The sequence below is a fragment of the Microvirga sp. jy35 genome, assembly GCF_056148915.1.
Genome location: NZ_JBWBEW010000010.1, coordinates 48,934 through 73,478, shown reverse-complemented (window position 1 = coordinate 73,478; position 24,545 = coordinate 48,934). Strand labels below are relative to the sequence as shown.

Below are 24,545 nucleotides of genomic sequence, written 5' to 3'. Positions count from 1 at the left end.
TCATGAAGATCCAGACGACTTCCGACGGCTTCGACCTCGTCCTTGACGGCAGGCTGATCCTGCGCCACCGCAGCGATGCCCCGTGCCTCTTCGTCGGCCAGGGTGATGCGCGCATGGACATGTATCGCGGCAATTTCGATATCGAGGATTATGTCGTCGAGCGCACGCCGCTGGCGCATGCCGTCGTGTCCGGTTCAGAGATCGCCTTCTCGGCGGCACCTGGTCAGCTGGCTCGCCTGATTCTGCAGCTGTCGTGTGACGAGCGAAACGCCGCCATCGCGTTCCGGTCCGCTGATGCTGCGATCAACCGGCTCTGGCTCCGCGTGGCGGCGGAGGAGGGGGAGCATGTCTGGGGCGGCGGCGAGCAGATGTCGTATTTCGACATGCGCGGGCGGCGGTTTCCCCTCTGGACCTCCGAGCCCGGCGTGGGCCGCGACAAGACCAGCGAAATCACCTTCAAGGCCGATGTCACCGGCAAGTCGGGCGGCGATTACTGGAACACCAACTATCCGCAACCGACATATCTCTCCTCCCGGCGCTATGCGCTGCATGTGGAGACGAGTGCCTATTCGGCCTTCGATTTTCGCCGCAGTGACTTCCATGAGATCGAGATCTGGGCCGTGCCGGAACGGATCGAGCTGACCGCTCGCCCGACCTTCATTGCCCTCGTCGAGGCGATGGCCGAGCGCTTCGGCCGTCAGCCGCCGCTGCCGGAATGGGTCTATGGAGGGGCGATCATCGGGCTGAAGGACGGTGCCAGCTCCTTCGACCGGCTCGAGCGCATCATCGCAGCCGGCACGAAGGTCTCCGGCCTCTGGTGCGAGGACTGGGTGGGGCTGCGCCACACCTCCTTCGGCGCGCGTCTCTTCTGGGACTGGAAGGCGAACGAGGATCGCTATCCGGCGCTGCGGCAGCACATCGCGGAACTCAAGGATCGCGGCATCCGCTTCCTCGGTTACGTGAATCCCTACCTCGCCGTTGACGGCTCTCTGTTTCCGGAGGCGGAGGCTGCAGGGTATTTTGCGACCGATGAGAACGGCAACACGGCTCTCGTCGATTTCGGCGAGTTCGATTGCGGCGTCGTCGACTTCACGAACCCGGAGGCCGCCGCCTGGTTCGCCGAGCGCGTCATCGGCCAGAACATGATCGATTACGGGCTCTCCGGCTGGATGGCCGATTTCGGCGAATACCTTCCCATCGACGTGAAGCTCGCCAACGGCATCGATGCCAGGGTCATGCACAATGCCTGGCCGACGCTCTGGGCCGAGGTGAATGCCCGCGCCGTCGAGAGCAGGGGAAAGACGGGCGAGATCCTGTTCTTCATGCGAGCCGGGTTCACGGGCGTTCAGCGGCATTGTCCGCTGCTCTGGGCGGGCGACCAGTCGGTCGACTTCACCCGCCATGACGGCTTGGTGACCGTTATTTCGGGCGCACTCTCGTCGGGACTTCTCGGCAATGCCTATCATCACTCGGATATCGGCGGCTACACCAGCCTCTTCGGCAACGTGCGCACGGCGGAGCTCATCATGCGCTGGGCCGAAATGGGAGCCTTCACGCCTGTGATGCGCACCCATGAGGGCAACCGCCCGCGCGACAACCTGCAGATCGATCAGGACCCGCAGGTGCTGACCCATTTCGCCAGGATGACGCAGATCTATGTGCATCTGGTTCCCTATCTGAAGTCCCTTGTCGCGGAGGCCTCTGCGCAAGGGTTGCCGGTGCAGCGGCCGCTGTTCCTGCATTTCGAAGGCGATGCCCGCACCTATGCCATCCAGGATGCCTACCTCTATGGCGCCGATCTGCTCGTGGCTCCCGTCTCTCAGGCCGGGAAGACCGAGTGGAGCACTTACCTGCCTGCGGGGGCGGAATGGGTCCACGTCTGGACGGCTGAGACTTTCGCAGGCGGAAGAGACGTGACCGTACCGGCACCCTTCGGCCAGCCACCTGTGTTCTACCGTGTTGGCTCAGGCTTCGCTGAGCTGTTCGCTGGCCTGAGGAATCTCTGAGCAATGTCAATTGCGGAGCTCATGGGCTTTCTCTTGCTGGCTGGTGCCGCAGCCTATGCTCAGACTTTGACAGGTTTCGCCTTCGGCCTGATCACCATGGGAGGTGTCGGACTGACAGGTCTTTTGTCATTGCCCGATGCCGCCATGATCGTGAGCGTGCTGACGCTGGTGAATGCCACTCAGATGCTCCTGAAGGGCTGGCGCGACGTGGCGTGGCGCGAGTTCGGCTTCGTCATGGCGGCCAGCATCCCGATGCTCTTCGTCGGTTATTGGCTGCTGGAATGGCTCGCCGGAACCAGGGCCGATGTCCTGCGCCTGATCCTCGGGCTCGTGATCATCGTCTCGAGCCTTCAATTGGCGCGAAAGCCGGAACCGCTTGCAAAGCAGTCAGGTGACGGATCCTTCCTCTTCTTCGGCGCGATTGCCGGCCTCATGGGAGGGATGTTCTCAACCGCAGGGCCGCCGCTCGTCTATCACTTCTACCGCCAGCCCATGCCCCTGGTGAAGGTCCGCGAAACTCTCGTCACCGTCTTTGCGCTCAACGCCGTCTTCCGCATCGGCCTCGTGGTGTTCTCCGGCGATCTGCCATCCGGTTCGAATCTCACAGGACTTCTAGCCATTCCGGCGGTCATGGGTGCGACCTACGCGGCGCGGCGCTGGCCGCCTCCCGTGTCGGCGGCCACCATGCGCCGCATCGTGTTCATCCTGCTGTTCCTCTCGGGCGTTTCGCTCGGAGCGCCTGCCGTCATCCACCTCCTGGAAGCCTCATGATGGCTGCACATGCTCCGCCTGTGGATCGCGGGGAGTTGGCACGGCGGGATCCGTAGCCGCCGGGATGCAACCCTCTTGATGCGACGGAGGTTGACGGTTGGAACCTGACAGGAGAGCGTCATGGCCGATACCGTCTCCGATTTCATCTGGCAGCGTTTGCAGGCATGGGGCGTGCGCCGGGTCTATGGCTACCCCGGCGACGGGATCGGTGGACTGATCAGCGCTCTTGCACGGTTGGACGGGGCGATCGAATTCGTCCAGGCTCGGCACGAGGAGATGGCAGGCCTCATGGCTTGCGGCGAGGCGAAGTTCACAGGCGAGGTCGGCGTCTGCATCGCAACCTCCGGTCCTGGCGCGATCCACCTCCTGAACGGCCTCTACGACGCCAAGCTTGACCATCAGCCGGTGCTGGCGCTCGTGGGGCAGCAGGCCCGAACGGCTATCGGGTCGCATTATCAGCAGGACTTGGATCTCCAGTCCCTCTTCAAGGATGTGGCCGGCGCCTACGTGGAGACGGCCTTTTCCCCCGCCCAGGTGCGGCATCTGATCGACCGGGCCTATCGGATCGCCAAGAGCGAGCGTCGGGTCACCTGCATCATTCTCCCGAACGATCTTCAGCTCGCCGCGATGGAACAGCCGACCCATGAGCATGGTATGACTCATTCCGGGGTCGGCATCGAGCTGTCGCCGGTCGTTCCGGATGGGGCGGCTCTGGCCCGGGCGGCGGAGGTGCTCGACGCAGGCGAGAGAGTCGCCATCCTGGTCGGCGCAGGCGCCCTGCGAGCGACGGACGAGGTCATCGCAGTCGCCGAGCGGCTCGGCGCCGGGGTTGCCAAAGCGCTTCTCGGGAAGGCTGTCGTTCCCGATGACCTGACCTTCTGCACCGGGTCGATCGGCCTTCTCGGAACCAAGGCGAGCTGGGACCTGATGCAGGACTGCGACACCCTCCTCATGGTGGGGTCGAGCTTTCCCTACACGGAGTTCCTGCCGAAAGAGGGCCAAGCCCGCGCGGTTCAGATCGACCGGGATGCGGGGATGCTCGGGCTGCGTTACCCGATGGAGGTCAATCTCCTGGGCGATTCCGCCGCGACTCTTTCCGCCCTCCTGCCGCTCCTGAACGAAAAAACGGATCGCACATGGCGTGAGGCGATCGAGGCCAGCGTTGCCGCCTCCCGTGAACAGGTCCGCGGGATGGCCATGGTCGCGGCGGATCCGATCAATCCGCAGCGGGTTGCCATGGAACTCTCGCAGCGCCTGCCGGACCGCTGCATCGTGACGGCCGACAGCGGCACCGCGTCGGTCTGGTATGCGCGGAACCTCCATTTCAGGCGGGGAATGATGGGCTCGGTCTCTGGAACCCTGGCCACCATGGGCTGCGCCGTGCCCTATGCCATTGCGGCGAAGTTCTCCCATCCCGATCGTCCGATCATCGCTCTGGTGGGCGACGGTGCGATGCAGATGAACGGACTGACGGAGCTCATCACCGTCGCGAAGTACTGGCACCGGTGGGCCGATCCCCGGCTGGTCGTCATGGTGCTGAACAACCGCGACCTTGCCTACGTGACCTGGGAGGAGCGTGTGCAGACCGGTGATCCGAAATGGGAGCCCTCGCAGGCGCTTCCCGATGTCGCATATGCCGATTTTGCCCGTTCGATCAGGCTCGGCGGGCTCAGGGTCGAGGATCCGGAACAGGTGGGATCCGCATGGGAGACGGCTCTCTCAGCCGACAGGCCTTTCGTCCTCGACATGGTGACGGATCCCAACGTGCCGCCGCTGCCGCCTCACATCACCTTGAAGCAGGCCCGCCACTTCATGGGAGCGCTCGCCAAAGGAGATCCGGAGAGAGGAAGCGTGATCATCGATATGGCACGAAGCCTCGTCGGCTCGATCCTGCCCTCGAAGGAGTGAGATAGCCGGCAGCCGGTGAACCGGGGCGCTTCGATGGAACCCGCCCGGCGGAGGCCCCTTATCCCAGAAGAGGCATCCGTTCGCAGGTAAGGGATGCCCACGTGATCCAACATACTTGAGAGTGAACGTGAGATGCATCGGGTCGATGAGACAGCAAACAAGTCCAGCCGGAACGGTCCGGTTGTCGTCATCACTGGAGCATCCGCCGGTGTGGGTCGCGCGGTCGCCGTTGCGTTCGGAAGAAACGGCTGGCGGGTCGCTCTGATCGCCCGTGGCCGCGAGCGGCTCGAGAGTGCGGCCCGGGAGGTGGAGCAGGCAGGCGGCCGGGCGCTTGTCATTGCCGCCGACGTGGCCGACGCGGGGGCTATTGACGCCGCAGCCGCGCAGGTGGTCTCCACCTGGGGCGGCATGGACATCTGGGTCAACAACGCCATGGCGTCTGTTTTCGGGCCTGTGACGGCCCTGACGCCAGATGAGATCCGCCGGGTCACGGAAGTCACGTATCTAGGCCAGGTTCATGGCACCCTGGCGGCGCTCCGCCACATGCGCGAGAGGGGCAGGGGCACCATCGTCCAGATCGGATCCGCTCTCAGCTATCGTTCCATTCCGCTGCAATCCGCTTATTGTGCTGCGAAGTTCGCGGTACGCGGCTTTACGGATTCCCTGCGGAGCGAACTGCATCACGAGGGAAGTCGCATCCGTCTCACGATGGTGCAGCTTCCCGCCGTCGACACGCCGCAGTTCGACTGGGTCCGCAGTCACTTGCCCCATAGGCTGCAGCCTGTGCCGCCGATCCATGAACCGGAGCCTGTGGCCGAGGCGATCGTGCGGGCGGCCCTAGAGGCTCCGCGTGAGATGTGGGTTGGCGGCCCCACGATCCAGGCGATCCTTGGAAACATGGTGGCGCCGGGACTCCTCGACCGCATGATGGCGCGCCGGGCCTGGGAGGGCCAGATGACGGACGAGCCTGCAAGGCCTCGTGACGGCAACCTGTTCGACGCGCCGCCCGGTGACCCTGGAGCGAGGGGACGCTTCGGCTCCCGTTCGCGCCGGTATGTGCCGGCGGTTTCGGGCACGGCAGCGCGCGGCATCCTCGCGGCGGTTGCTGTCAGTTGCGTGGCTGGAGCACTCACAGCGGCATGGCGTCTGGGTGCGCGGCGAACGGGAGAGCCTGAGCGGCGCCTGCCAGACCGCGAACGGGCTGCACGCATGATCGGCTAGGTCGGATCGCGATGCTCAATCTCTGGTACAAGAACGCCGTCATCTATTGCGTCGATGTCGAAACCTTCATGGATTCGAACGGTGACGGCGTCGGAGATTTCGGAGGGCTCGCGGACCGTCTCGACCATGTCGAAGCCCTCGGAGCGACTTGCATATGGCTGCTGCCGTTCTACCCGACGCCAAACCGCGACAACGGTTACGACGTCACGGATTTCTATGCCGTCGATTCCCGGCTGGGCACTCTTGGAGATTTCGTCGCCTTCACGCATGCAGCCCATGACCGTGGCTTGCGGGTCATCGTCGATCTCGTGGCGAACCACACGTCGATCGATCACCCCTGGTTCCAGGAGGCTCGGCGGGATCCGAACTCGCCCTATCGCGACTGGTATGTCTGGTCGAAGGAGAAGCCTGAAAACATCCACGAAGGTGTTGTCTTTCCTGGCGTGCAGGACACGACCTGGACGTACGACGAGGTTGCTGAAGCCTGGTACATGCACCGCTTCTATCCTCATCAAGCCGATCTCAACATCGCAAACCCGGAGGTGCGTGCGGAAATCGAGAAAGTGATGGGTTTCTGGCTGCAGCTCGGAGTTTCCGGATTTCGGCTCGATGCTGTTCCGTTCCTGATCGAGTATCGTGGCGTCCCGGAGGAGGAGCGGCCGAAGGAAGACCCGCACGAATATCTCGACAGGATGCGGGACTTCATGTCGTGGCGTCGTGCCGAAGCCATGCTCCTGGCAGAGGCCAACATCACCATGAATCAGGTGGATGAGTACTTCGGGCCATCGGGTGACCGGCTTCACATGATCTTCAACTTCATGCTCAATCAGCACCTGTTTCTGGCGCTCTCCCGCAACGATGCCGAGCCGATCCGCCGTGTGATGGCACAGACGCCAGCCATTCCTCCTAAAAGCCAGTGGGCGAGCTTCCTGCGCAATCATGATGAACTGGATCTCGGCCGATTGTCGGATTCCGAGCGCAGCGAGGCTTTCGCGGCCTTCGGTCCAGAGCCCGAGATGCAGGCCTATGAGCGCGGTATCCGGAGACGCCTGGCCCCCATGCTGGACGGCGACGAGCGGCGGATCAAGCTGGCCTTCAGCCTCATGTTCGCCCTGCCCGGAACGCCGGTGCTCTGGTACGGCGATGAGATCGGCATGGGAGAGGATCTCTCCCTGCCGGAGCGCAATTCCGTCAGGACACCGATGCAATGGGCCGACGAGCCCAATGCAGGCTTCTCCACCGGACCGGCCGAGCGTCTCGTGCGCCCGGTCGTCTCGACGGGAGCGTTTGACTACAGGCGCGTCAACGTTGCGGCTCAGCGCGATCTCGATGGTTCGCTGATGAGCACCCTGCAGCGGCTCGTTCGGACGCGGCGCGCATGCCCTGAGGTGGGCTGGGGCAAGTGCGAGGTTCTCGAAACAGGTGAATCCGGTGTTCTCGCTCTGCGATACGACTGGCAGGGAGAGACCCTCCTGATCCTTCATAATCTGGCGGACCGTGCCGTCGAGGTGCAGGTGCCGCTCGAAGGAATCGGCCGGCTGCTGCCGCTCTTCAGTGATCAGGACGACCGGGCCATGCGCGACGCTTCAGATCCGATTTCCCTCAAAGGGTACGGCTATCGCTGGTTTCGCGCCCAAGGCGAAAGACGTTAGATGTGAGGAGCGGCTTCCTGCTTGGAGAGCGCAGTTCCACCTTCCCTGATCCTGCTCATGCAGTGGGCTGCGGCGTTGTCGGCGTAACGGGAATCTCTTGGGGCGTGGCCGGAGGCACTCCAACAGGCTCGCCGGGAGGCGGAATATTGCTCGGTGTCGTCGGAGGCACGCCGATGGGCGCGGGCTGCGGCACCTCGGGCGGCATGGGCGGGCTGACGGGAGCCGGATTGGGATCGGACGGGGTCGGCTCCGGGTAAGGCTGGTTCGGCAGAGGAATAGGCATGACGATGACGCTCCACTGACTGTCTCGCAGGGGCAATCCCCGTCACACCAGTGGGTTCCTCAGAACCAAGCCGTCACATCCCAAGCGCAATGACGAGGCCTTCATGAGGCCGCAGGACAATCTGCGCTCCGATTGTTTCCTCGCTGCGATCAGGAAGTGTTGAGAGCATCACACGGCCTGTTGTCTCGGTCGGCAGGGCAAGCGTGTGCGGTTCGTGCCCCAGGTTCAAAGCCACCAGGAAGCGCTCCGGTCCATGCTGCCGTTCATAGGCCAGAACGTTACCCTCAGCCATGACCTGAGTGTAGCCGCCGACGCTCAGAGCCAGGTGCCGTCGCCGCAGCCTGATCAGACGCCGGTAGAGCATCAGGATGGACGTCGGGTCGTCCTGAAGCCCGTCCACATGGCGGGATTGAAAGTACGGATCGAGAGGAAGCCATGGCTTGCCGCTCGTGAAACCGCCCTGGGCAGAGCCATTCCAATGCATCGGCGTCCGCTCCGGGTCGCGCCCCAATCCAAGGCCCGGCTCGTTCTTTTCCCACGGATCCTGAGCCGCCTCAGGTGGGATCTCGACTTTGCCGATCCCGATTTCGTCGCCGTAATACATGGTAGGCGTGCCTCTGAGGGTCAGAAGCAGCATGGCGGCCACCCGCGCCTGGTGCGGACCGATCCGCGCGCCGATGCGGGGCTGGTCGTGGTTGCCGAGCACCCAGTTCGGCCATCCTCCATCGGGAAGGGCGACCTCGTACTCTTTGATGAGGTCCGCGATCGTCCTGGCGTTCCACGCCGTTTGAATAAGCTGGAAGTTGAAGGGCAGATGGGCGCCTGCCAGATCCCGGCCGTAATAGGCGACGAGGCGCTCGAGCGGCAGGTAGATCTCTCCGATAAGCACGCGCTCCTCATACTCCTCCAGCACGCCGCGCATCTCGCTCACCACCTCATGCACCTCGGGCTGGTCGGCCGAATGGACCTGGAGGAAGCGGTTGATCTCCGCTTGGCTGGGCTGATAGGCGGGGTTTGGCGGGTTGTCGCGGAATTCCGCGTCCTTGATGAGGTGCCAGATCACATCGACCCTGAAGCCGTCGACGCCGCGATCCAGCCAGAAGCGCAAGGCATCGTACATAGCCTTGCGCACGTCCGGATTGCGCCAGTTGAGATCAGGCTGCTCCTTCAGAAAGGCGTGGTAATAGTACTGTCCGGTCGCTTCGTCCCACTCCCAGGCAGGCCCTCCGAAATTGCTGATCCAGTTGTTGGGCGGGCCTCCATCCGGACCCGGGTCGCGCCAGATGTACCAATCCCGCTTCGGGTTAGAGCGCGACGAACGGCTCTCCTGGAACCAGGGATGCCGGTCCGATGTGTGATTTGGAACGAAGTCGAGAACGAGCTTCAGCCCCTTGGAATGGGCCTCTGCGATGAGGCGGTCGAAATCCTTCAACGTGCCGAATATAGGGTCGATGCCGCAGTAATCGGCCACGTCATAGCCGAAATCGGCCATGGGCGACGGGAAGACCGGCGAGATCCACGCCGCATCGACACCGAGCCAAACGAGATAGTCGAGCCGCTGGCGGATCCCTTCCAGGTCGCCGATGCCGTCGCCGTTGCTGTCCTGAAAGGAGCGAGGATAGATCTGGTAGACGATCCCGCGCTTCCACCACGTGGTCTCAGGCATGAAGGTCGCTCCGAGGCTGAAATGAGGTGCGGCCCAAGGGGCAAGAGGCGAATTCAGCAGGGGTCCATCGGTTCCCGTCCGCCCAAGCCAGGCTGACACTGCACCAGCGCCGCTTCGGGTGGCCGACGGCCGGCTGGATCATCGCACAGCCGGAACTATTCTCCTTGGATGCCATTGCTTCGTGAGGCTTGATGGAGGCTTCGATGCCTGATGAGAAGATCGATCAGAAACGCCCCGCAGACGCACAGAACGAGGATAAGCCTGTTCAGCAGCGGCATGTGGATGACACGGTCGACGACAGCTTTCCTGCGAGCGATCCGCCGGCCTGGACCACCTCCGCCTCGAAGAGTGTTGCGGCCGAATGCGAGCCCGACGCTCTCAACGAGGTGCCTACGCCCCCAGGTCACGGGCTTGAAGAGCAACCTTCGAGCAGCTTTCAGTCAAAAGCCGAGCAGGTGACCGATTATGCTCGTGATTTCTACCAGCAGGGCAGGCGTTATGTGCCGGAGGCCGAGCGTTACTACCGGCAGGGAGCTGACGTCATAAGCCGCTCTGTGCAGGAGCATCCGGTCGCTGCAGTGCTCGCTATAGGAGCGCTTGGCTGCGCATTAGGATGGATGCTTGGCCGGCGCACATCGCGCGCATCTCCCACACGGCTCTGGCAAGCGGGCTCCAATCGGCGTCCGAGTGAAACCCAGTCGTGGCGACCGGCGCCCCGATCAGGGTCAGGGCACAGCCATTTCACTGCCCTTGATGGTGTGGAGGCCGCAAGCCACACGAACAACAGCTTCTGATGCGGTGCACGTGGAAGGGGCTGAGATCCTGACGCATCTCAGCCCGTCCGCAGAGGAGTGGGTCGTAGCGCCTATTACGTAGACCTGCGGCTTTGAGTTCTCGTCTTCAAGCCTCCCAAGGCTGCGAAGGACAGGCGTGGCTGGTGATCGTCAGCGGCCTCGATCTGTGACTCGCACACGATACAGTCCATCCCGCTCTTTATCCCCTGGATCCAGTATTGAGGCTCATAGGAGGTGAGAGGGAGCTGCTTCAAGATGACGTAGGTGTTGCGGCTCGGCTGCAGGGGGCTTGCCGGAAGAACGTATTGGCCGACTTCGAAGCGATGGATCATGGCAGGCTCCATGAGGCTACCAATCGACACCACGTCTCCTGACGGGTGTCTGAATCCATAAAGTGCAATCGGGATCAAGGTTCCATGCTTGGCTGTCGTTCAGACAGGCACCTTCCAGATCTCATCCGCGTATTCACGGATTGTGCGGTCCGACGAGAACCAGCCGACACGCGCCGTGTTCAGCACGCTGGCGCGGCTCCACGCGGAAGGCTCCTGCCACATCTCTTCGACCCGCCGCTGGGTTGCCCAGTAAGAATCGAAGTCCGCTGCCACCATGAACGCGTCATCGGACGCTAAGGCATCCACGAGGGAGTCGAACCGGTGAGAGTCGTCCGGTGAGAAGATTCCGGCCTTAATGAGGTTGATGGCCCTCTCAAATCGGGGCGACCATCCTGCCCGATCACGATGCATCCCGGCTTTGCGGTAGGTTTCCACCTCATCGGCTGTCATGCCGAAGATGAGGATGTTGTCGGCCCCGACGCATTCGCGGATCTCGATATTCGCCCCATCGAGGGTGCCGATCGTGAGGGCGCCGTTCAGGGCAAGCTTCATGTTGCCGGTACCGGAGGCCTCCATTCCGGCCGTCGAGATCTGCTCGGACAGGTCTGCGGCAGGAATGATCGCCTCGGCCAGGCTGACATTGTAGTTGGGGAGGAAAACGATCTTGAGGCGGCTGGATACGACCGGGTCTGAATTGATGACCCTGGTAACATCATTGGCAAGCTTGATGATCAGCTTTGCGCGGTGATAGCTGGCCGCAGCTTTGCCGGCAAAGATCTTGACACGCGGCACCCAGTTCCTCTCGGGCTCCGCCCGGATGGCATCGTAGAGGGCGATTGCCTCCAGGATATTGAGAAGCTGGCGCTTGTATTCGTGGATGCGCTTGATGTGCACGTCGAACAGGGCGCTCGGGTCGATCTCCACCCCAGTCCGCTCGGCCACGATCCTGGCAAGGTTGACCTTCGATGCGCTGCGCTGGCTTCTGAAACGATCCTGGAAGGCCCTGTCGTCCGCCAGTCTCTCGAGCTTGATCAACGCTCCCGGATCGTCCAGCACCGCCTCGCCTAGCTCTTTGGTCAGGAGCTGCGTCAGTTGCGGGTTTGCCTGATGAAGCCATCGGCGGAAGGTGATGCCGTTCGTCTTATTGACGATGCGTCCTGGGTAGAGAGCGTGCAAATCGCGGAAGACCGTCTGGCGCATCAGATCGGTGTGGAGCGCCGAAACGCCATTGACCTTGTGGGCCCCGATGAACGCCAGGTGGCCCATGCGCACATACCGGCCCTGTTCCTCATCGATCACCGAAACCGCCTTGATGAGCTCGACATCGGCCGACCGCCGGATCAAGGGCTCCAGGTGCAGCCAGTTGATCCGATAGATGATCTGGAGGTGCCGCGGGAGAAGCCGCTCCATCAGCGACACCGGCCAGCGCTCAAGGGCCTCGGGCATGAGGGTGTGGTTTGTGTAGTTCAACGTCCTGGTTGTGATTGCCCAGGCGTCGTCCCACGCAAGATGGTGCTCATCGACAAGGAGGCGCATCAGCTCCGCCACGGCGAGAGCAGGGTGCGTATCGTTGAGCTGGATCGCCGCGTGATCCGGTAGGGTGTGGAGATCCCCATGCAGCCGGATGTGCCGGGCCAGCAGATCCTGCAGGGAGGCCGAGGTGAAGAAGAACTCCTGGCGCAGGCGCAACTCCCGGCCGGCCTCCGTCTCGTCGCCGGGATAGAGCACGCGGGAGATCGCTTCGGCCCGGGTCCGGTCGGCGAGGGCGCCCACATGATCGCCTGAATTGAAGGCATCGAGCCGCAGCGGTTCGGCGGCCCGCGCGGACCAAAGCCTCAGGGTATTGACGTGGCGTCCGCACCAGCCGACCACCGGGGTATCGAAGGCGACAGCCTGGACCGTTTCTGCGGGCTTCCAGGTGAAGCCTGCCGATCGGTCCGATGCGGGCAGTTCCTCGACGCTGCCACCGAACTGCACCCGATAGACCATATCCGACCGCTCGAACTCCCATGGATTTGCTCGGACGAGCCAGTCCTCGGGGAACTCCTGCTGCCATCCATGATGGAGGCCCTGGCGGAACAGGCCGTGTTCGTAGCGGATCCCATAGCCGTAGGCCGGAACCTCGAGGCTCGCCATGCTCTCCATGAAGCATGCTGCGAGGCGACCGAGGCCACCATTTCCAAGGGCGGCATCCGGCTCGATCGTCCGGAGATGATCCAGATCGACGCCAAGGCCAGCGAGGGCGTCCCTCACGCAGTCGGTCAGGCGGAGATTGTTCAGGGTGTCGGACAGGAGGCGTCCGATCAGGAACTCGAGGGAGAAATAGCAGACGTGCTTGTGACCCGCCTGATCCTGTTCCTTGGACGCCATCCAGCGATCCATGGCCCGATCCCGAACCGCCAGGGCCGTTGCAGTGAACCAGTCGTGGTCGGTAGCATGAGCCGGGTTCGTGCCGACGTCATAGGTCAGCTTTGCCAGGATCGCCTGCTGAAACGCTTCCACCGCGGTGCTCGCCTCCAGCCGTGTCGTCTCGCCCGCTACGAAGGAGGGATGAGCCTCGTCACCATGAGCGGGGGAGGGCAATAGGCTTTGATCGAAACTTTCCACAGGCAACCCCCTAATCTTCAATTATCAAGCAAGCAACGATCTCGCCTGTATTTTGTTGGCATTCTCTTAAGATACCGATAGCAACTTCGGAATGATACTCAACAATAGTTATCAAATTACCTAGCGAGCGTGACGCCTAGCCGCAGTTCAGAGCAGGCATTTCCTTGAGGCCAAGCTTATTCAGGGGTTATTTGATGACCCCACAGCTTATTTCCGGGTACCGGGAACTGCCCTTCAGCCGAATGGTTTAAACTTCACCATTTGCTCAAGGTCAGGCCATGGCCGACATTCCAGACATCGTCCAAGATATGCAAGCGCAACCGGTTCCGTCGGAGAACGAGTTCGAGGCGCCGGATCCTTCCCCGCGAAAGGCCCAGAGGGGCGCCAGCGCGCGTCGGGGCAAGCGGCAACTTTCCTCACCGACCAAGCAGCGCCTGGTCGTGGTCTCGAACCGGGTTCCTGTGCCCAAGGAGGGCGCCGGCAAGGCAGGCGGCCTGACCGTAGCGCTTGAGGGAGCGCTGAAGCAAAGCGGCGGCCTCTGGTTCGGCTGGTCCGGCGAGACAGTCGAAAATCCCGCCGACCAGGCGAGGGTCGTGCAGGCCGGCAACATCACCTTCGCGGTTCTGGATCTCTCCCAGCAGGATTACGACGAGTATTATGCGGGCTTCGCCAACCGTGCCCTATGGCCCGTCTGTCACTACAGGCTGGATCTCGTACAGCTCGAGCGGCAGGAGCTCGATGGGTATTTCCGGGTCAACCGGGCCTTTGCTGCCTCTCTCGCCCCGCTGCTGCAGCCCGATGACGTCGTCTGGGTTCACGACTATCATTTCATTCCCCTGGCGGCGGAACTCCGGCGGCTGGGTTTCAAAAACCGGATCGGCTTCTTCCTGCACATCCCATGGCCGCCTTCCGATGTCGCCAGCGCCCTGCCTGCCTATCAGCAGCTGCTTCATGGCTTTGGCGCTTACGATCTGGTCGGCTTTCACACGCCGCAGGACGCGGAGAACTTTCAGCGCTGCCTCATCCGCGAGAATATCGGATCTCCGATCGGAACAGGGGAACATGAGATCGATGGTCGCAAGATTCGGATCGGCGCCTTCCCGGTCGGGATCGATACCGAAGGCTTCGCCCGTGCGGCAGCCGGTGCCGAGCGGAATGCCCTCGTGCGCCGAACCAGGGCGAGCCTGGGGGAACGTGACCTGATCATCGGGGTGGACCGGCTCGACTACTCGAAGGGATTGAAGCAAAGAATCGAGTCGTTCTCGTGCTTCATCAAGTCCAATCCGGACTTTCGCAACCGGGTTACCTATATCCAGATCACGCCGAAATCGCGCTCGGATGTTCCCGAGTACCAGCGGATGCAGCGCGAGATTGCAGAGCAGGCCGGGTGGACCAACGGAAGCCTCGGTGAGGTCGATTGGACCCCGGTTCGGTATGTCAACAGAACGGTCGGACACGCGGCCCTGGCGGGGTTGTACCGCATGTCTAGGATCGGCCTCGTCACACCGTTGCGCGATGGAATGAACCTCGTTGCAAAGGAGTTCGTCGCAGCTCAGCAGCCGGAGGACCCCGGCGTTCTGGTCCTTTCACGCTTTGCAGGCGCGGCGCACGAACTCGACGGCGCTATTCTGGTCAATCCCTACGATACGGAAGCTTGCGCTGCGGCGATTGCACGGGCTCTCAGGATGCCCCTGGAGGAAAGGCGAGAGCGGTGGGAGTCGATGATGGTCCGGTTGCGGGCCAACACGGTCGAAGCGTGGTGCCAGCACTTTCTCTCCAACCTGAGCGACGTTTCCAGTGAGGGCCCGGAACCTCATGCCCTTACAAGCGCGGAGAATGGACGGTATCCTTTCTTCGAAGGTGCGCCGGCTTAAGGTCGCTTCCGACTTTCCTGCTGCACGCCCTTGCGCGGGCCAGGTTCTGAAACCGAGGCACGGGTGAACTGAATTTCAGGCAGGAACCAAAGGCAAGGGGGGCTGTTTTTGACAGGGAGACTCTACCGGACAGGTCTCGGTTCTTCCGGTGCCGGTGATGAGATCGCCCCAGGTTGATCCAATCGAACAGCGACAGGGCCGAACCGTGTCACCAGCAGACAGCCTCCTTGCAAGCTCCCAGACGATGCGGACGAAAGGCGTAAGCCCCAAGGCTCCGCGGATTTATTACGTGCATCCGCTGCTGGTCGGCTCCCTGGACGGCTGGAACGACATCTTCGATCATGCTGCGGCCCTAGGGTTCGACACCATCATGACGGCCCCTCCGTTCGAGCCGGGACATGGCGGCAGCATCTTTCTGCCCCGTGACATGGAACGGCTTCACCCAAAGCTCGGTCATGGCGATGCAATCGAGGCGATAGCGCAGCTCGTCGAAAGAGCAGGAGCGCGCAAGCTCACCCTGGCCCTCGACCTCGTGATCGACCGTGTGGCCGCCGACAGCTCGTTCGCCCGCGAACTCGGCCTCGCCTCCTTCAACTCGGAGGTTCTCGATCCTCGACAAGACCCTGCTGAACGGGAGGCGGTCATCGTTCCGTTCGACGGCGCCGATCCGGACGATCATCCACACCTGAGAATGCTGGCTGGACGCCTGCGGTCGCTCACCACCGCGGGGATCACCGGCTTCCGCTGCCTTCATTGGGACAGGGTTCCCGCATCCGCATTGAGGCGCTTCATCGCTGACGTCAGAGGAGATGCGTCCGAAATACGCTTTCTGGCCTGGACTCCCGGCACGAATGTTCAGGCGAGGCAAGCGCTCCATGGAGCGGGTTTCGATGGGACATTTTCTTCGCTGCGTTGGTGGGACCTGAAGGAAAGCTGGATTACGGACGAGCATGAGCAGCTGAGAAGCATCGGCTACGAGATCGCTTTTCCGGAGGTCCCATTCGACAAACGCATCACCCATGAGGTTGAGCCTCTCGATGTGCTGGAGCGGCGCGCCACCCGCGCCTTGCAGCTTGCCGCTTCGGTAGGGGACGGCCTCCTTGTTCCCATGGGCTTCGAGTTCGGCTGCCGGGACAGGTTCGACCCGGCCCGCGGCGATGGAATGGGGCTGAGAGGGTTGAGAGAACGAGGGAGCCTCGATCTCACGGGAGAGGTCCGCGCGGCGAACCAGTTGCTCGCTCAGAACATAGGGAACTTCGTGCGCAAGCCGGTGAACCTCGTGGTGGGGCAGGCGTCCCCGGTGACCGCTTTGCTGAGGATCGATGCAGAGGATGTGCGTCAAAGCAAGGCAGCCCGCCTGATCATCGCAAATTCCGATCTCCGCCGGACAGCACAGGCCACAGGTGCGTTTCTGGCGTCGGAGAGCGGCGCACCGTTCATGCCATTCCGCGAGGTGGGTGAAGGAGGCCTCGAACTCACCCCGACCAGTGTCGTCAAACTTCAGCCAGGCGAAGTCCGGATTCTCGAAGGGCATCCGCCGAGGCCGATCCGAGGGGCAGTGCCGGTACCGGCTGTCGAGCAGGCCATCACGGCACCGCGGCTCGTCATCGAAAATGTGACGCCCGCCGTCGATGGCGGCGAGTTCCCGGTCAAACGGATTGTCGGCGAGGTGGTCCGGGTCGAAGCCGACATCTTCGGTGACGGTCACGACCCTCTCGGCGTCGCGCTGGCGTGGCGGGCCGTGGATGAGGAGCAGTGGCGTGAAACCCGCATGACCTTCCTGGTCAATGATCGCTGGAGCGCGGAATTTCCGCTGGAGCGGCTCGGCCGTCATGAATTCGCCGTCCTGGCCTGGCGCGATCCCTTTGTGATCTTCCGATCAGAACTGGAGAAGAAATACGCTGCCGGTCTCGACGTGACCCTGGAGCTGGAGGAGGGGCGCCTTCTGGTCGAAGAGGCGAGGGCTCAAGCCCAGGCCGACATCGCCGAACGCGTCCGCGCTCTGGCCGATAGGCTCGTGGAGGCCGATTACGACGCGCGTCTCGACATCCTTCTCGCGCCGGAGACGTCAGACATCATGACGGCTGCGGATCGGCGGCCGTTCATGGTGCGCTCCCGGGTGATCCCCGTCGATGCTGAACGAACGGCGGCCGGGTTCGCAAGCTGGTATGAGCTGTTCCCGCGCTCCATGAGCGATGATCCCAATCGGCATGGCACATTCGATGACGTGATCCGCAAGCTTCCCTATATCCGCGACATGGGATTCGACGTTCTCTATATGACGCCGATCCATCCCATCGGCCGAACGCACAGGAAAGGACGCAACAACAGCCTGACGGCCGGTCCGGACGATCCGGGAAGCCCCTATGCCATCGGTTCCGAGGCGGGCGGCCATGACGCCATTCATCCCGAACTCGGCACCTTCGAGGATTTCCGCCGTCTCGTCGCGGCTGCAGCCGAACATGGGCTGGAACTCGCGCTGGACATTGCGGTACAGGCCTCCCCGGATCACCCTTGGCTGAAGGAGCATCCGGACTGGTTCGACTGGCGGCCGGACGGAACGATCAAGTACGCCGAGAATCCTCCAAAGAAGTACGAGGATATCGTCAACGTGGATTTCTACGCCAAGGGTGCGATGCCGTCCCTCTGGATCGAACTGCGTGACACCATTCTGCTCTGGGTCGAGCAGGGCGTGAAACTCTTCCGGATCGACAATCCCCATACGAAGCCATTTCCCTTCTGGGAATGGCTGATCGGAGAAGTGCGCCGCGATCACCCTGACGTCGCCTTCCTCTCGGAGGCCTTCACGCGGCCGAAGATCATGTACAGGCTCGCCAAGATCGGCTTCTCACAATCCTATACCTACTTCACGTGGCGCAATGAGAAGTGGGAGATGGCGGAGTACTTGACCGAACTCTCGCAGACGGCGCCGAAGGACTTCTTCCGCCCTCATTTCTTCGTGAACACGCCCGATATCAACCCGGATTTTCTGCAGAATGCGCCTCGATCGGCCTACCTGATCCGCGCGGCGCTTGCGACGACGCTTTCCGGGCTGTGGGGAATGTACAGCGGCTTTGAACTCTGCGAAGGCCGTCCGGACGCCAAGAAGAAGGAATACGCCGACAGCGAGAAGTATGAGATCCGCGCCTGGGATTGGGATCGGCCCGGCAACATCATTCGCGAGATCTCGCTTCTGAACAGGATCCGGCACGACAACCCGGCCCTGCACTCCCACCTCAACGTCTCATTCCTCACTGCTTGGAACGACAAGATCCTCCTCTTCGAGAAGGCGACCGCCGGGCGTGAGAACGTTCTGCTCGTGGCCGTCAGCCTCGATCCCCACAACGTGCAGGAAGCCGACGTAGAGTTGCCGCTCTGGAAGTTCGGTCTCTCGGATCACGGCTCCCTTTCCGTCGAGGATCTCACGCGTCAACACCGCTTCACCTGGTCGGGAAAGCATCAGCGCATCCGCTGCGATCCGGGCGAACTTCCCTTCTCGATCTGGCGCATTGCCCCTAAGGACCAATGAGAATGCTCAAGAAGAACGATACGTCCATCAAGAGCGAAACGTCCCCTGGAAATGATCCTTTCTGGTATAAGGATGCGATCATCTACCAGCTGCATGTGAAGTCGTTCTTCGACGCCAACAACGACGGCATCGGAGACTTCGCAGGCCTGCTCGCCAAGCTGGACTACATCGCTTCCCTCGGCGTCAATACGATTTGGCTGCTGCCTTTCTACCCGTCGCCGCGGCTCGACGACGGATATGACATCGCCGAGTACCGCGACGTCAGTCCAGACTATGGCACTCTGAAGGAATTCAAGACCTTCGTGCGTGAGGCCCATGCCCGAGGGTTGCGCGTCATCACGGAGCTGGTGATCAACCACACCTCCGACCAGCATCCCTGGTTCCAGCGCGCCCGCCAAGCAAAACCCGGCTCCCGCGAACGGGACTTCTATGTCTGGTCCGATACGGATCAGAAGTACCCCGAGACCCGGATCATCTTCCTCGACACCGAGAAGTCGAACTGGACCTGGGATTCGGCGGCAGGCGCCTATTTCTGGCATCGCTTCTATTCGCATCAGCCGGATCTGAATTTCGACAATCCGCGTGTTCTCAAGGAAGTCCTGAGCGTCATGCGGTACTGGCTCGACATGGGCATCGACGGGCTGCGCCTCGATGCTATTCCATATCTCGTGGAGCGGGAGGGCACCAACAACGAGAATCTTCCCGAAACCCACGAGGTTCTCAAGAAGATCCGTGCAGCACTCGACGCCAGCCATCCGGACCGGATGCTCTTGGCGGAGGCCAATCAGTGGCCGGAGGATACGCAGGAATATTTTGGCGACGGTGACGAATGCCACATGGCCTTCCATTTCCCGCTGATGCCGCGCATGTACATGGCCATCGCGAAGGAAGACCGCTTCCCTATCACGGATATCCTGCGCCAGACGCCTGAAATTCCTGAGAACTGCCAATGGGCGATCTTCCTGCGCAACCATGACGAGTTGACGCTCGAGATGGTGACCGACGAGGAGCGCGACTACCTCTGGAACACTTACGCGGCAGACAGGCGCGCACGCATCAATCTCGGTATCCGTCGCAGGCTGGCGCCTCTCATGCAGCGGGACCGCCGGCGCATCGAGCTGATGAATGCGCTTCTCCTGTCCATGCCCGGAACGCCCGTCGTCTATTACGGCGATGAGATCGGGATGGGAGACAACATCTATCTCGGCGACCGCGACGGTGTCCGCACCCCCATGCAATGGTCGCCGGACCGCAACGGCGGCTTTTCCAGAGCGGATCCGGCAAGCCTTGTGCTCCCGGCGATCATGGACCCGGTCTATGGTTTCGAGTCCGTCAATGTAGAGGCGCAGAGCCGTGACCAGCACTCGCTTCTGAATTGGATGCGTCGCATGCTGATGCTCCGCCGCAATCATCACGCTTTCGGCCGTGGCACCTTCCGTCTTCTCTATCCGGCGAACCGCAAGGTCCTGGCCTACTTGCGCGAACACGAGGACGAGACGATCCTGTGCGTTGCGAACCTGTCGCGGACGCCGCAGGCGGTTGAGCTTGATCTGTCGTCATTTGCCGGTCGGGTTCCGGTAGAGATGACAGGCCCGTCGCCTTTCCCGCCCATCGGCCAGCTGACCTACCTGCTGACCCTTCCGCCATATGGCTTCTACTGGTTCCAGCTGACGACGGAAGTTGAGAGTCCGCAGTGGAGAACGGCTCCTCCGGAGCAGTTGACCGAGTTCGAAACCCTGGTTCTGCGAAGCGGCTTGCAGGCAGGTATGGAAGAGAGGCACATCCAGCTGATCGCCCAGAACGTCCTGCCGACCTATCTGCCGATCCGGCGCTGGTTTGCTTCCAAGAACGAGACGCTGCATGAAGCACGCATCCCGTGGACTGTCCCGATGCCGTTCGCCGACGATGTCCTGATGGCGGAGATCGAGGCGAGCGTCGGCAAGCGCACGGAACGCTACTTCATGCCGTTCGGCATCGCATGGGAGAGCGACGGTGCGCTGCCGCTGCCTCAGCAGCTCGCCTTGGCCCGCGTCCGCAGAGGACCTAGAGTGGGCTTCCTGACCGATGGCTTCGCCATCGACCGATGGGCGCAGGCGGTCCTGCAGGCCTTGTGCGAGAGGTCCAGAGTGGAGACCCCGGATGGAGAAATCCGGTTCGAAGGCACCCCCGAACTCGACTGCATGCAAGTCACATCGGATGCTCCGATCCGCTGGCTCTCGGCTGAGCAGTCGAACAGTTCGCTGATCATCGGCGACCTTGCGATGATCAAGCTCGTACGCCGCGTGTTCGGCGGCACCCATCCGGAAGCGGAGATGACGCAGTACCTGACGAAGATCGGCTACCAGAACTCGGCCCCGCTCCTGGGGGAGGTCCTGCGGGTCTCCCAGGATGGGGTGCCTCATACGCTTGCGATCGTTCAGGGGGCGATTCGCAACCAAGGCGACGCCTGGAACTGGATGCTCGAAAACCTGAAGCGCACCCTCGACGAGTATGAGTTGATCGAGAACGAAGCGGTCCCGGAGGATGGGATCTTCACCACCCTCGAGAACTTCGCCGAAGTCGTAGGACAGCGCCTCGGTGAGTTGCATGTGGCTCTGGCGGCAGAGACGGACGATCAGGCCTTTGCACCGGTCGAGGCTGGGGCCGGAGAGATCGATGGCTGGAAGACGAGGGCCCGGGAGCAGCTCGTATCTGCTCTTGATATCCTGGATCGTGTCCGTGGAGATCTGGATCCTGAAACCGGTGCGCTCGCGGATAGCGTTCTGAAACGGCGTGACGAGCTGATCGCGGCGGTCGACCGGCTAGCGGAAACAGGCCGTGGAACGCTCCTGACGCGGATCCATGGCGACTTCCATTTCGGCCAGGTTCTTGTCGCGCAGGGCGATGCCTATATCATCGACTTCGAGGGTGAGCCCGTGCGTGAGCTGGAGGAAAGGCGTGCGAAGACAAGCCCGCTCCGCGACGTTGCCGGATTGCTGCGCTCTCTCGACTACGTGGCCGTCACAGCGTCGATGCCTGACGAGGATATCTCCTCCCCGCAGTTCCGCGGCATCCGGAGCTCGCTGCTCAAGAACTTCTACTCAGGAGCCCAGAAGGCTTTCCTAGACGCTTACTGGGATGCCACTGCTCAAGCCCCGCAGCTTGGGCTCTCGCCCGATCGGCGCGGATCGCTACTTGACCTCTTCCTGCTGGAGAAGGCAGCTTACGAAGTGCAATATGAGGCTTCCAATCGTCCGAAATGGCTCGCGATCCCGCTCCAGGGCTTGTCCGACATTGTTCATCGCCTCGCCGAAGCGGGTCGTGGAGGACATGAATGACGCCCGGACGTGACGATCTCCTCGCTGGCATCGAGCCAGGCAGTGTTGAGGCTTTGGTCGAGGGGCGACATGGGGATCCGTTCTCGATCCTCGGTCACCATCCTGCGGGCAACGGCAGCCTCGTCCGGGTTTTCATGCCGGGTGCCAAGTCCGTCGAGGTTCTGCGCCGGGAGACGGATGCAGAGGCTGAACGGCTCCATCTCGTGCATGCAGATGGGCTGTTTGCCGGCCGCCTCGATCACCAGGCCTCCTACAGGCTACGGGTCCATTGGCCTGATGCCATTCAGGAAATGGAGGATCCCTATAGCTTCGGAATGCTCCTCGGAGACCTCGATCTGCATCTGATCGGGCAGGGCACTCATTACGAACTCGGCTCCGTGCTCGGCGCGCAACCCATGACCATCGACAGCGTGCCCGGCGTGCGTTTTGCAGTCTGGGCTCCCAATGCCCAGCGCGTTTCCGTGGTGGGAGATTTCAACAGCTGGGACGGACGGCGCAGTCCCATGCGGCTGCGCCGGGAGGCGGGTATCTGGGAGCTCTTCATTCCCCGTCTCGGCCCCGGCGAGCGCTACAAGTACGAGGTGATCGGGCCTCACGGACAATTGCTGCAGCAGAAGGCCGATCCCGTTGCCCGTGCGGCAGAGGCCGCTCCCGGCACGGCATCCGTCGTTGCTCGATCGGAGCCTTTCCCGTGGACGGATTCTGAATGGATGAGCGGAAGAGCCGCGCGTCAGACAGAAACCTCGCCTATCTCGGTCTACGAAGTCCATGCCGGGTCGTGGATGCGGCTGGAGAAGGAAGGGAACCGCAGTCTTGACTGGACCGAACTGGCGGATCGCCTGATCCCTTATGTGGCCGGTTTAGGATTCACCCACATCGAGCTCCTGCCCATCACCGAATATCCCTTCGGAGGCTCCTGGGGCTATCAGCCGCTCGGCCTCTTCGCCCCCACTGGCCGCTATGGGACGCCGGAAGACTTCGCGGAATTCGTGAACCGCTGCCATGAGGCTGGGCTGGGCGTGATCCTGGATTGGGTTCCGGCCCATTTTCCGACCGACGTCTGGGGCCTTGCGCAATTCGACGGAACGGCTCTGTACGAGCATCAGGATCCCAGGGAAGGCTTCCATCAGGATTGGAATACCCTGATCTACAACCTCGGCCGCAACGAGGTGAAGGGCTTCCTGATCGCCAGCGCGCTTCACTGGCTGGAGCGCTTTCACATCGATGCGCTTCGGGTGGATGCCGTCGCATCGATGCTCTATCGCGACTACAGCCGCCAAGCGGACGAGTGGATTCCGAACAAGTACGGCGGCAGGGAGAACCTCGAGGCCATCGAGTTCTTCAGGCACCTGAACAGCATCGTCGCCCACCGATGCCAAGGGGCGATCACGATTGCGGAGGAATCCACCGCCTGGCCCGGCGTGACCCGGCCGCCCGAGGAAGGCGGGCTTGGCTTCACCTTCAAATGGAACATGGGATGGATGCATGACACGCTCCACTATGTGGAGCAGGATCCCGTCTACCGGAGCTACAATCACGGCGCCTTCACGTTCGGCATGGTCTATGCGTTCTCCGAGCGCTTCGTCCTTCCGCTCTCCCACGATGAGGTTGTGCATGGGAAAGGATCGCTGATCCGGAAGATGCCGGGCGATGAGTGGCAGCGGTTCGCAAATCTCCGAGCGTATTTCGGATACATGTGGGCCCATCCCGGCAAGAAGCTTCTCTTCATGGGGGGTGAGATCGCTCAGGAGCGGGAATGGAATCACGACGCCTCGATCTCATGGGAGCTTCTGGACGATCCGAGGCACAACGGGGTTCAGAGGCTCATCCGAGATCTCAACCGCGTCTATGCTGCCGAGCCAGCCCTCCACGGCACTGACAGCGACCCCAATGGCTTCGCCTGGGCGGTGGTGGATGATTCCGGGAACTCTGTCTTTGCCATGCTGCGGTTGGCGCGGGATGGGAGTTCGATGATACTTGCTGTCAGCAACATGACTCCCGTTCCGAGAATGTCCTATCGCATCGGAGTGCCGAGCTCAGGGCTCTGGCATGAGATTCTCAACACCGATGCGGGCATCTACGGAGGCGGCAATCTCGGGAATGGTGGCGTTCTGCAGGCCGAGGAGGTTCCCTCCCACGGGCGCCCCTTCTCCCTGAGTCTCGTGCTTCCACCCTTGAGCACTATTCTGCTGCGGTGGGGTTAGCCGATCTTTGAATGCTTGAACCGGCGATGCTCATTAGAGTGTTGCTTGCCGCTGACGATGCGTGATTTGAGGGTGCTTCCTAACCCTCAGAAGACGTCGTCTTTCTGGAAGCATGGAACCGCCCCTTCGTGCTCATGGAACGAGAACGTGCAGCGGTGTTCGAGCGCGAATCCGGCAATGCGTCCGAGCGCCTCCTGCGAGTCATATGAAAGCGTGACTTCGCCGAACATCTGTGCCAGCACATCCTCTGGAACCGTGAGGGTCGCTCCAGGATCCATATTGTCAAGCTTACGAGCCAGATCCTCTTTGGTCATCCAGACCTCCATGTCTGCTCCCCATGATAGCTGATTTCTTGTGGGAGAACGAAAAAGCGGGTTCGTG

14 protein-coding genes are annotated in these 24,545 nt (G+C 62.1%); 10 read left to right on the top strand and 4 right to left on the bottom strand.

Annotated features, from left to right (window positions below; translation table 11 throughout):
• Positions 1 to 2: 2 nt before the first annotated feature.
• The 5 genes from AC0QTX_RS10320 to AC0QTX_RS10300 all read left to right on the top strand — a co-directional run bounded on the left by AC0QTX_RS10320 (position 3) and on the right by AC0QTX_RS10300 (position 7,558).
• Positions 3 to 2,006: an alpha-glucosidase gene (locus AC0QTX_RS10320; protein WP_474603751.1), complete on the top strand. Its 2,004-nt coding sequence runs from the start codon at positions 3 to 5 to the stop codon at positions 2,004 to 2,006.
• A 3-nt stretch (positions 2,007 to 2,009) separates the two neighbouring features.
• Positions 2,010 to 2,777 (top strand): TSUP family transporter, encoded by a 768-nt coding sequence (locus AC0QTX_RS10315; RefSeq protein WP_474603750.1) that lies wholly within the window; start codon positions 2,010 to 2,012, stop codon positions 2,775 to 2,777.
• Between the two features lie 120 nt (positions 2,778 to 2,897).
• A complete protein-coding gene (locus AC0QTX_RS10310) occupies positions 2,898 to 4,685 on the top strand; it encodes a thiamine pyrophosphate-requiring protein (RefSeq protein ID WP_474603749.1) in 1,788 nt (595 codons plus the stop codon).
• Between the two features lie 132 nt (positions 4,686 to 4,817).
• Complete coding sequence (locus AC0QTX_RS10305) at positions 4,818 to 5,906, top strand: SDR family oxidoreductase (RefSeq protein ID WP_474603748.1); 1,089 nt, start codon at positions 4,818 to 4,820, stop codon at positions 5,904 to 5,906.
• 11 nt (positions 5,907 to 5,917) lie between these two features.
• Positions 5,918 to 7,558 carry an alpha-amylase family protein gene (locus AC0QTX_RS10300; protein ID WP_474603747.1) on the top strand — a complete coding sequence of 547 codons (1,641 nt, stop codon included), beginning with the start codon at positions 5,918 to 5,920 and terminating at the stop codon, positions 7,556 to 7,558.
• Between the two features lie 55 nt (positions 7,559 to 7,613).
• Here the strand turns inward: AC0QTX_RS10300 and AC0QTX_RS10295 are convergent, their stop codons facing one another.
• Together AC0QTX_RS10295 and AC0QTX_RS10290 are read right to left on the bottom strand one after the other, a co-directional pair.
• The gene (locus AC0QTX_RS10295; protein WP_474603746.1) at positions 7,614 to 7,841 is read right to left on the bottom strand and encodes a hypothetical protein; all 228 of its coding nucleotides are present in this window, start codon (positions 7,839 to 7,841) and stop codon (positions 7,614 to 7,616) included.
• Positions 7,842 to 7,914: 73 nt separating this feature from the next.
• Complete coding sequence (locus AC0QTX_RS10290; protein ID WP_474603745.1) at positions 7,915 to 9,507, bottom strand: alpha-amylase family glycosyl hydrolase; 1,593 nt, start codon at positions 9,505 to 9,507, stop codon at positions 7,915 to 7,917.
• A 203-nt stretch (positions 9,508 to 9,710) separates the two neighbouring features.
• On the opposite strand from AC0QTX_RS10290, the gene AC0QTX_RS10285 reads away from it, so the two are divergent.
• A complete protein-coding gene (locus AC0QTX_RS10285; RefSeq protein WP_474603744.1) occupies positions 9,711 to 10,301 on the top strand; it encodes a hypothetical protein in 591 nt (196 codons plus the stop codon).
• Positions 10,302 to 10,732: 431 nt separating this feature from the next.
• On the opposite strand, the gene AC0QTX_RS10280 is transcribed toward AC0QTX_RS10285, so the two are convergent.
• Entirely contained in the window at positions 10,733 to 13,246 is a 2,514-nt protein-coding gene (locus AC0QTX_RS10280) for a glycogen/starch/alpha-glucan phosphorylase (RefSeq protein ID WP_474603743.1), read from the bottom strand.
• Between the two features lie 272 nt (positions 13,247 to 13,518).
• Here AC0QTX_RS10280 and otsA point away from each other — a divergent pair, with 272 nt between their 5' ends.
• The 4 genes from otsA (at position 13,519) to glgB (ending at position 24,164) form a co-directional block, all read left to right on the top strand.
• On the top strand, positions 13,519 to 15,114 hold the full coding sequence (gene otsA, locus AC0QTX_RS10275) for an alpha,alpha-trehalose-phosphate synthase (UDP-forming) (RefSeq protein WP_474603742.1): 1,596 nt from the start codon (positions 13,519 to 13,521) through the stop codon (positions 15,112 to 15,114).
• 244 nt (positions 15,115 to 15,358) lie between these two features.
• Positions 15,359 to 18,643, top strand: a complete 3,285-nt coding sequence (locus tag AC0QTX_RS10270) for a maltotransferase domain-containing protein (protein ID WP_474603741.1) — start codon at positions 15,359 to 15,361, stop codon at positions 18,641 to 18,643.
• 2 nt (positions 18,644 to 18,645) lie between these two features.
• Entirely contained in the window at positions 18,646 to 21,960 is a 3,315-nt protein-coding gene (gene treS / locus AC0QTX_RS10265; RefSeq protein WP_474603740.1) for a maltose alpha-D-glucosyltransferase, read from the top strand.
• On the top strand, positions 21,957 to 24,164 hold the full coding sequence (glgB, locus tag AC0QTX_RS10260) for a 1,4-alpha-glucan branching protein GlgB (protein WP_474603739.1): 2,208 nt from the start codon (positions 21,957 to 21,959) through the stop codon (positions 24,162 to 24,164). Before treS ends, glgB begins: the two co-directional genes overlap by 4 nt.
• A gap of 86 nt (positions 24,165 to 24,250) precedes the next feature.
• On the opposite strand, the gene AC0QTX_RS10255 is transcribed toward glgB, so the two are convergent.
• Complete coding sequence (locus tag AC0QTX_RS10255; RefSeq protein WP_474603738.1) at positions 24,251 to 24,478, bottom strand: hypothetical protein; 228 nt, start codon at positions 24,476 to 24,478, stop codon at positions 24,251 to 24,253.
• Between the last annotated feature and the right edge of the window lie 67 nt (positions 24,479 to 24,545).

What these genes read in the sequence shown, in the direction of transcription:
- AC0QTX_RS10320 (WP_474603751.1), top strand. Translation starts at nt 3, where the DNA reads ATGAAGATCCAGACGACTTCCGACGGCTTCGACCTCGTCCTTGACGGC.
- AC0QTX_RS10315 (WP_474603750.1), top strand. Translation starts at nt 2,010, where the DNA reads ATGTCAATTGCGGAGCTCATGGGCTTTCTCTTGCTGGCTGGTGCCGCA.
- AC0QTX_RS10310 (WP_474603749.1), top strand. Translation starts at nt 2,898, where the DNA reads ATGGCCGATACCGTCTCCGATTTCATCTGGCAGCGTTTGCAGGCATGG.
- AC0QTX_RS10305 (WP_474603748.1), top strand. Translation starts at nt 4,818, where the DNA reads ATGCATCGGGTCGATGAGACAGCAAACAAGTCCAGCCGGAACGGTCCG.
- AC0QTX_RS10300 (WP_474603747.1), top strand. Translation starts at nt 5,918, where the DNA reads ATGCTCAATCTCTGGTACAAGAACGCCGTCATCTATTGCGTCGATGTC.
- AC0QTX_RS10295 (WP_474603746.1), bottom strand. Translation starts at nt 7,841, where the DNA reads ATGCCTATTCCTCTGCCGAACCAGCCTTACCCGGAGCCGACCCCGTCC.
- AC0QTX_RS10290 (WP_474603745.1), bottom strand. Translation starts at nt 9,507, where the DNA reads ATGCCTGAGACCACGTGGTGGAAGCGCGGGATCGTCTACCAGATCTAT.
- AC0QTX_RS10285 (WP_474603744.1), top strand. Translation starts at nt 9,711, where the DNA reads ATGCCTGATGAGAAGATCGATCAGAAACGCCCCGCAGACGCACAGAAC.
- otsA (WP_474603742.1), top strand. Translation starts at nt 13,519, where the DNA reads ATGGCCGACATTCCAGACATCGTCCAAGATATGCAAGCGCAACCGGTT.
- AC0QTX_RS10270 (WP_474603741.1), top strand. Translation starts at nt 15,359, where the DNA reads ATGCGGACGAAAGGCGTAAGCCCCAAGGCTCCGCGGATTTATTACGTG.
- treS (WP_474603740.1), top strand. Translation starts at nt 18,646, where the DNA reads ATGCTCAAGAAGAACGATACGTCCATCAAGAGCGAAACGTCCCCTGGA.
- glgB (WP_474603739.1), top strand. Translation starts at nt 21,957, where the DNA reads ATGACGCCCGGACGTGACGATCTCCTCGCTGGCATCGAGCCAGGCAGT.
- AC0QTX_RS10255 (WP_474603738.1), bottom strand. Translation starts at nt 24,478, where the DNA reads ATGACCAAAGAGGATCTGGCTCGTAAGCTTGACAATATGGATCCTGGA.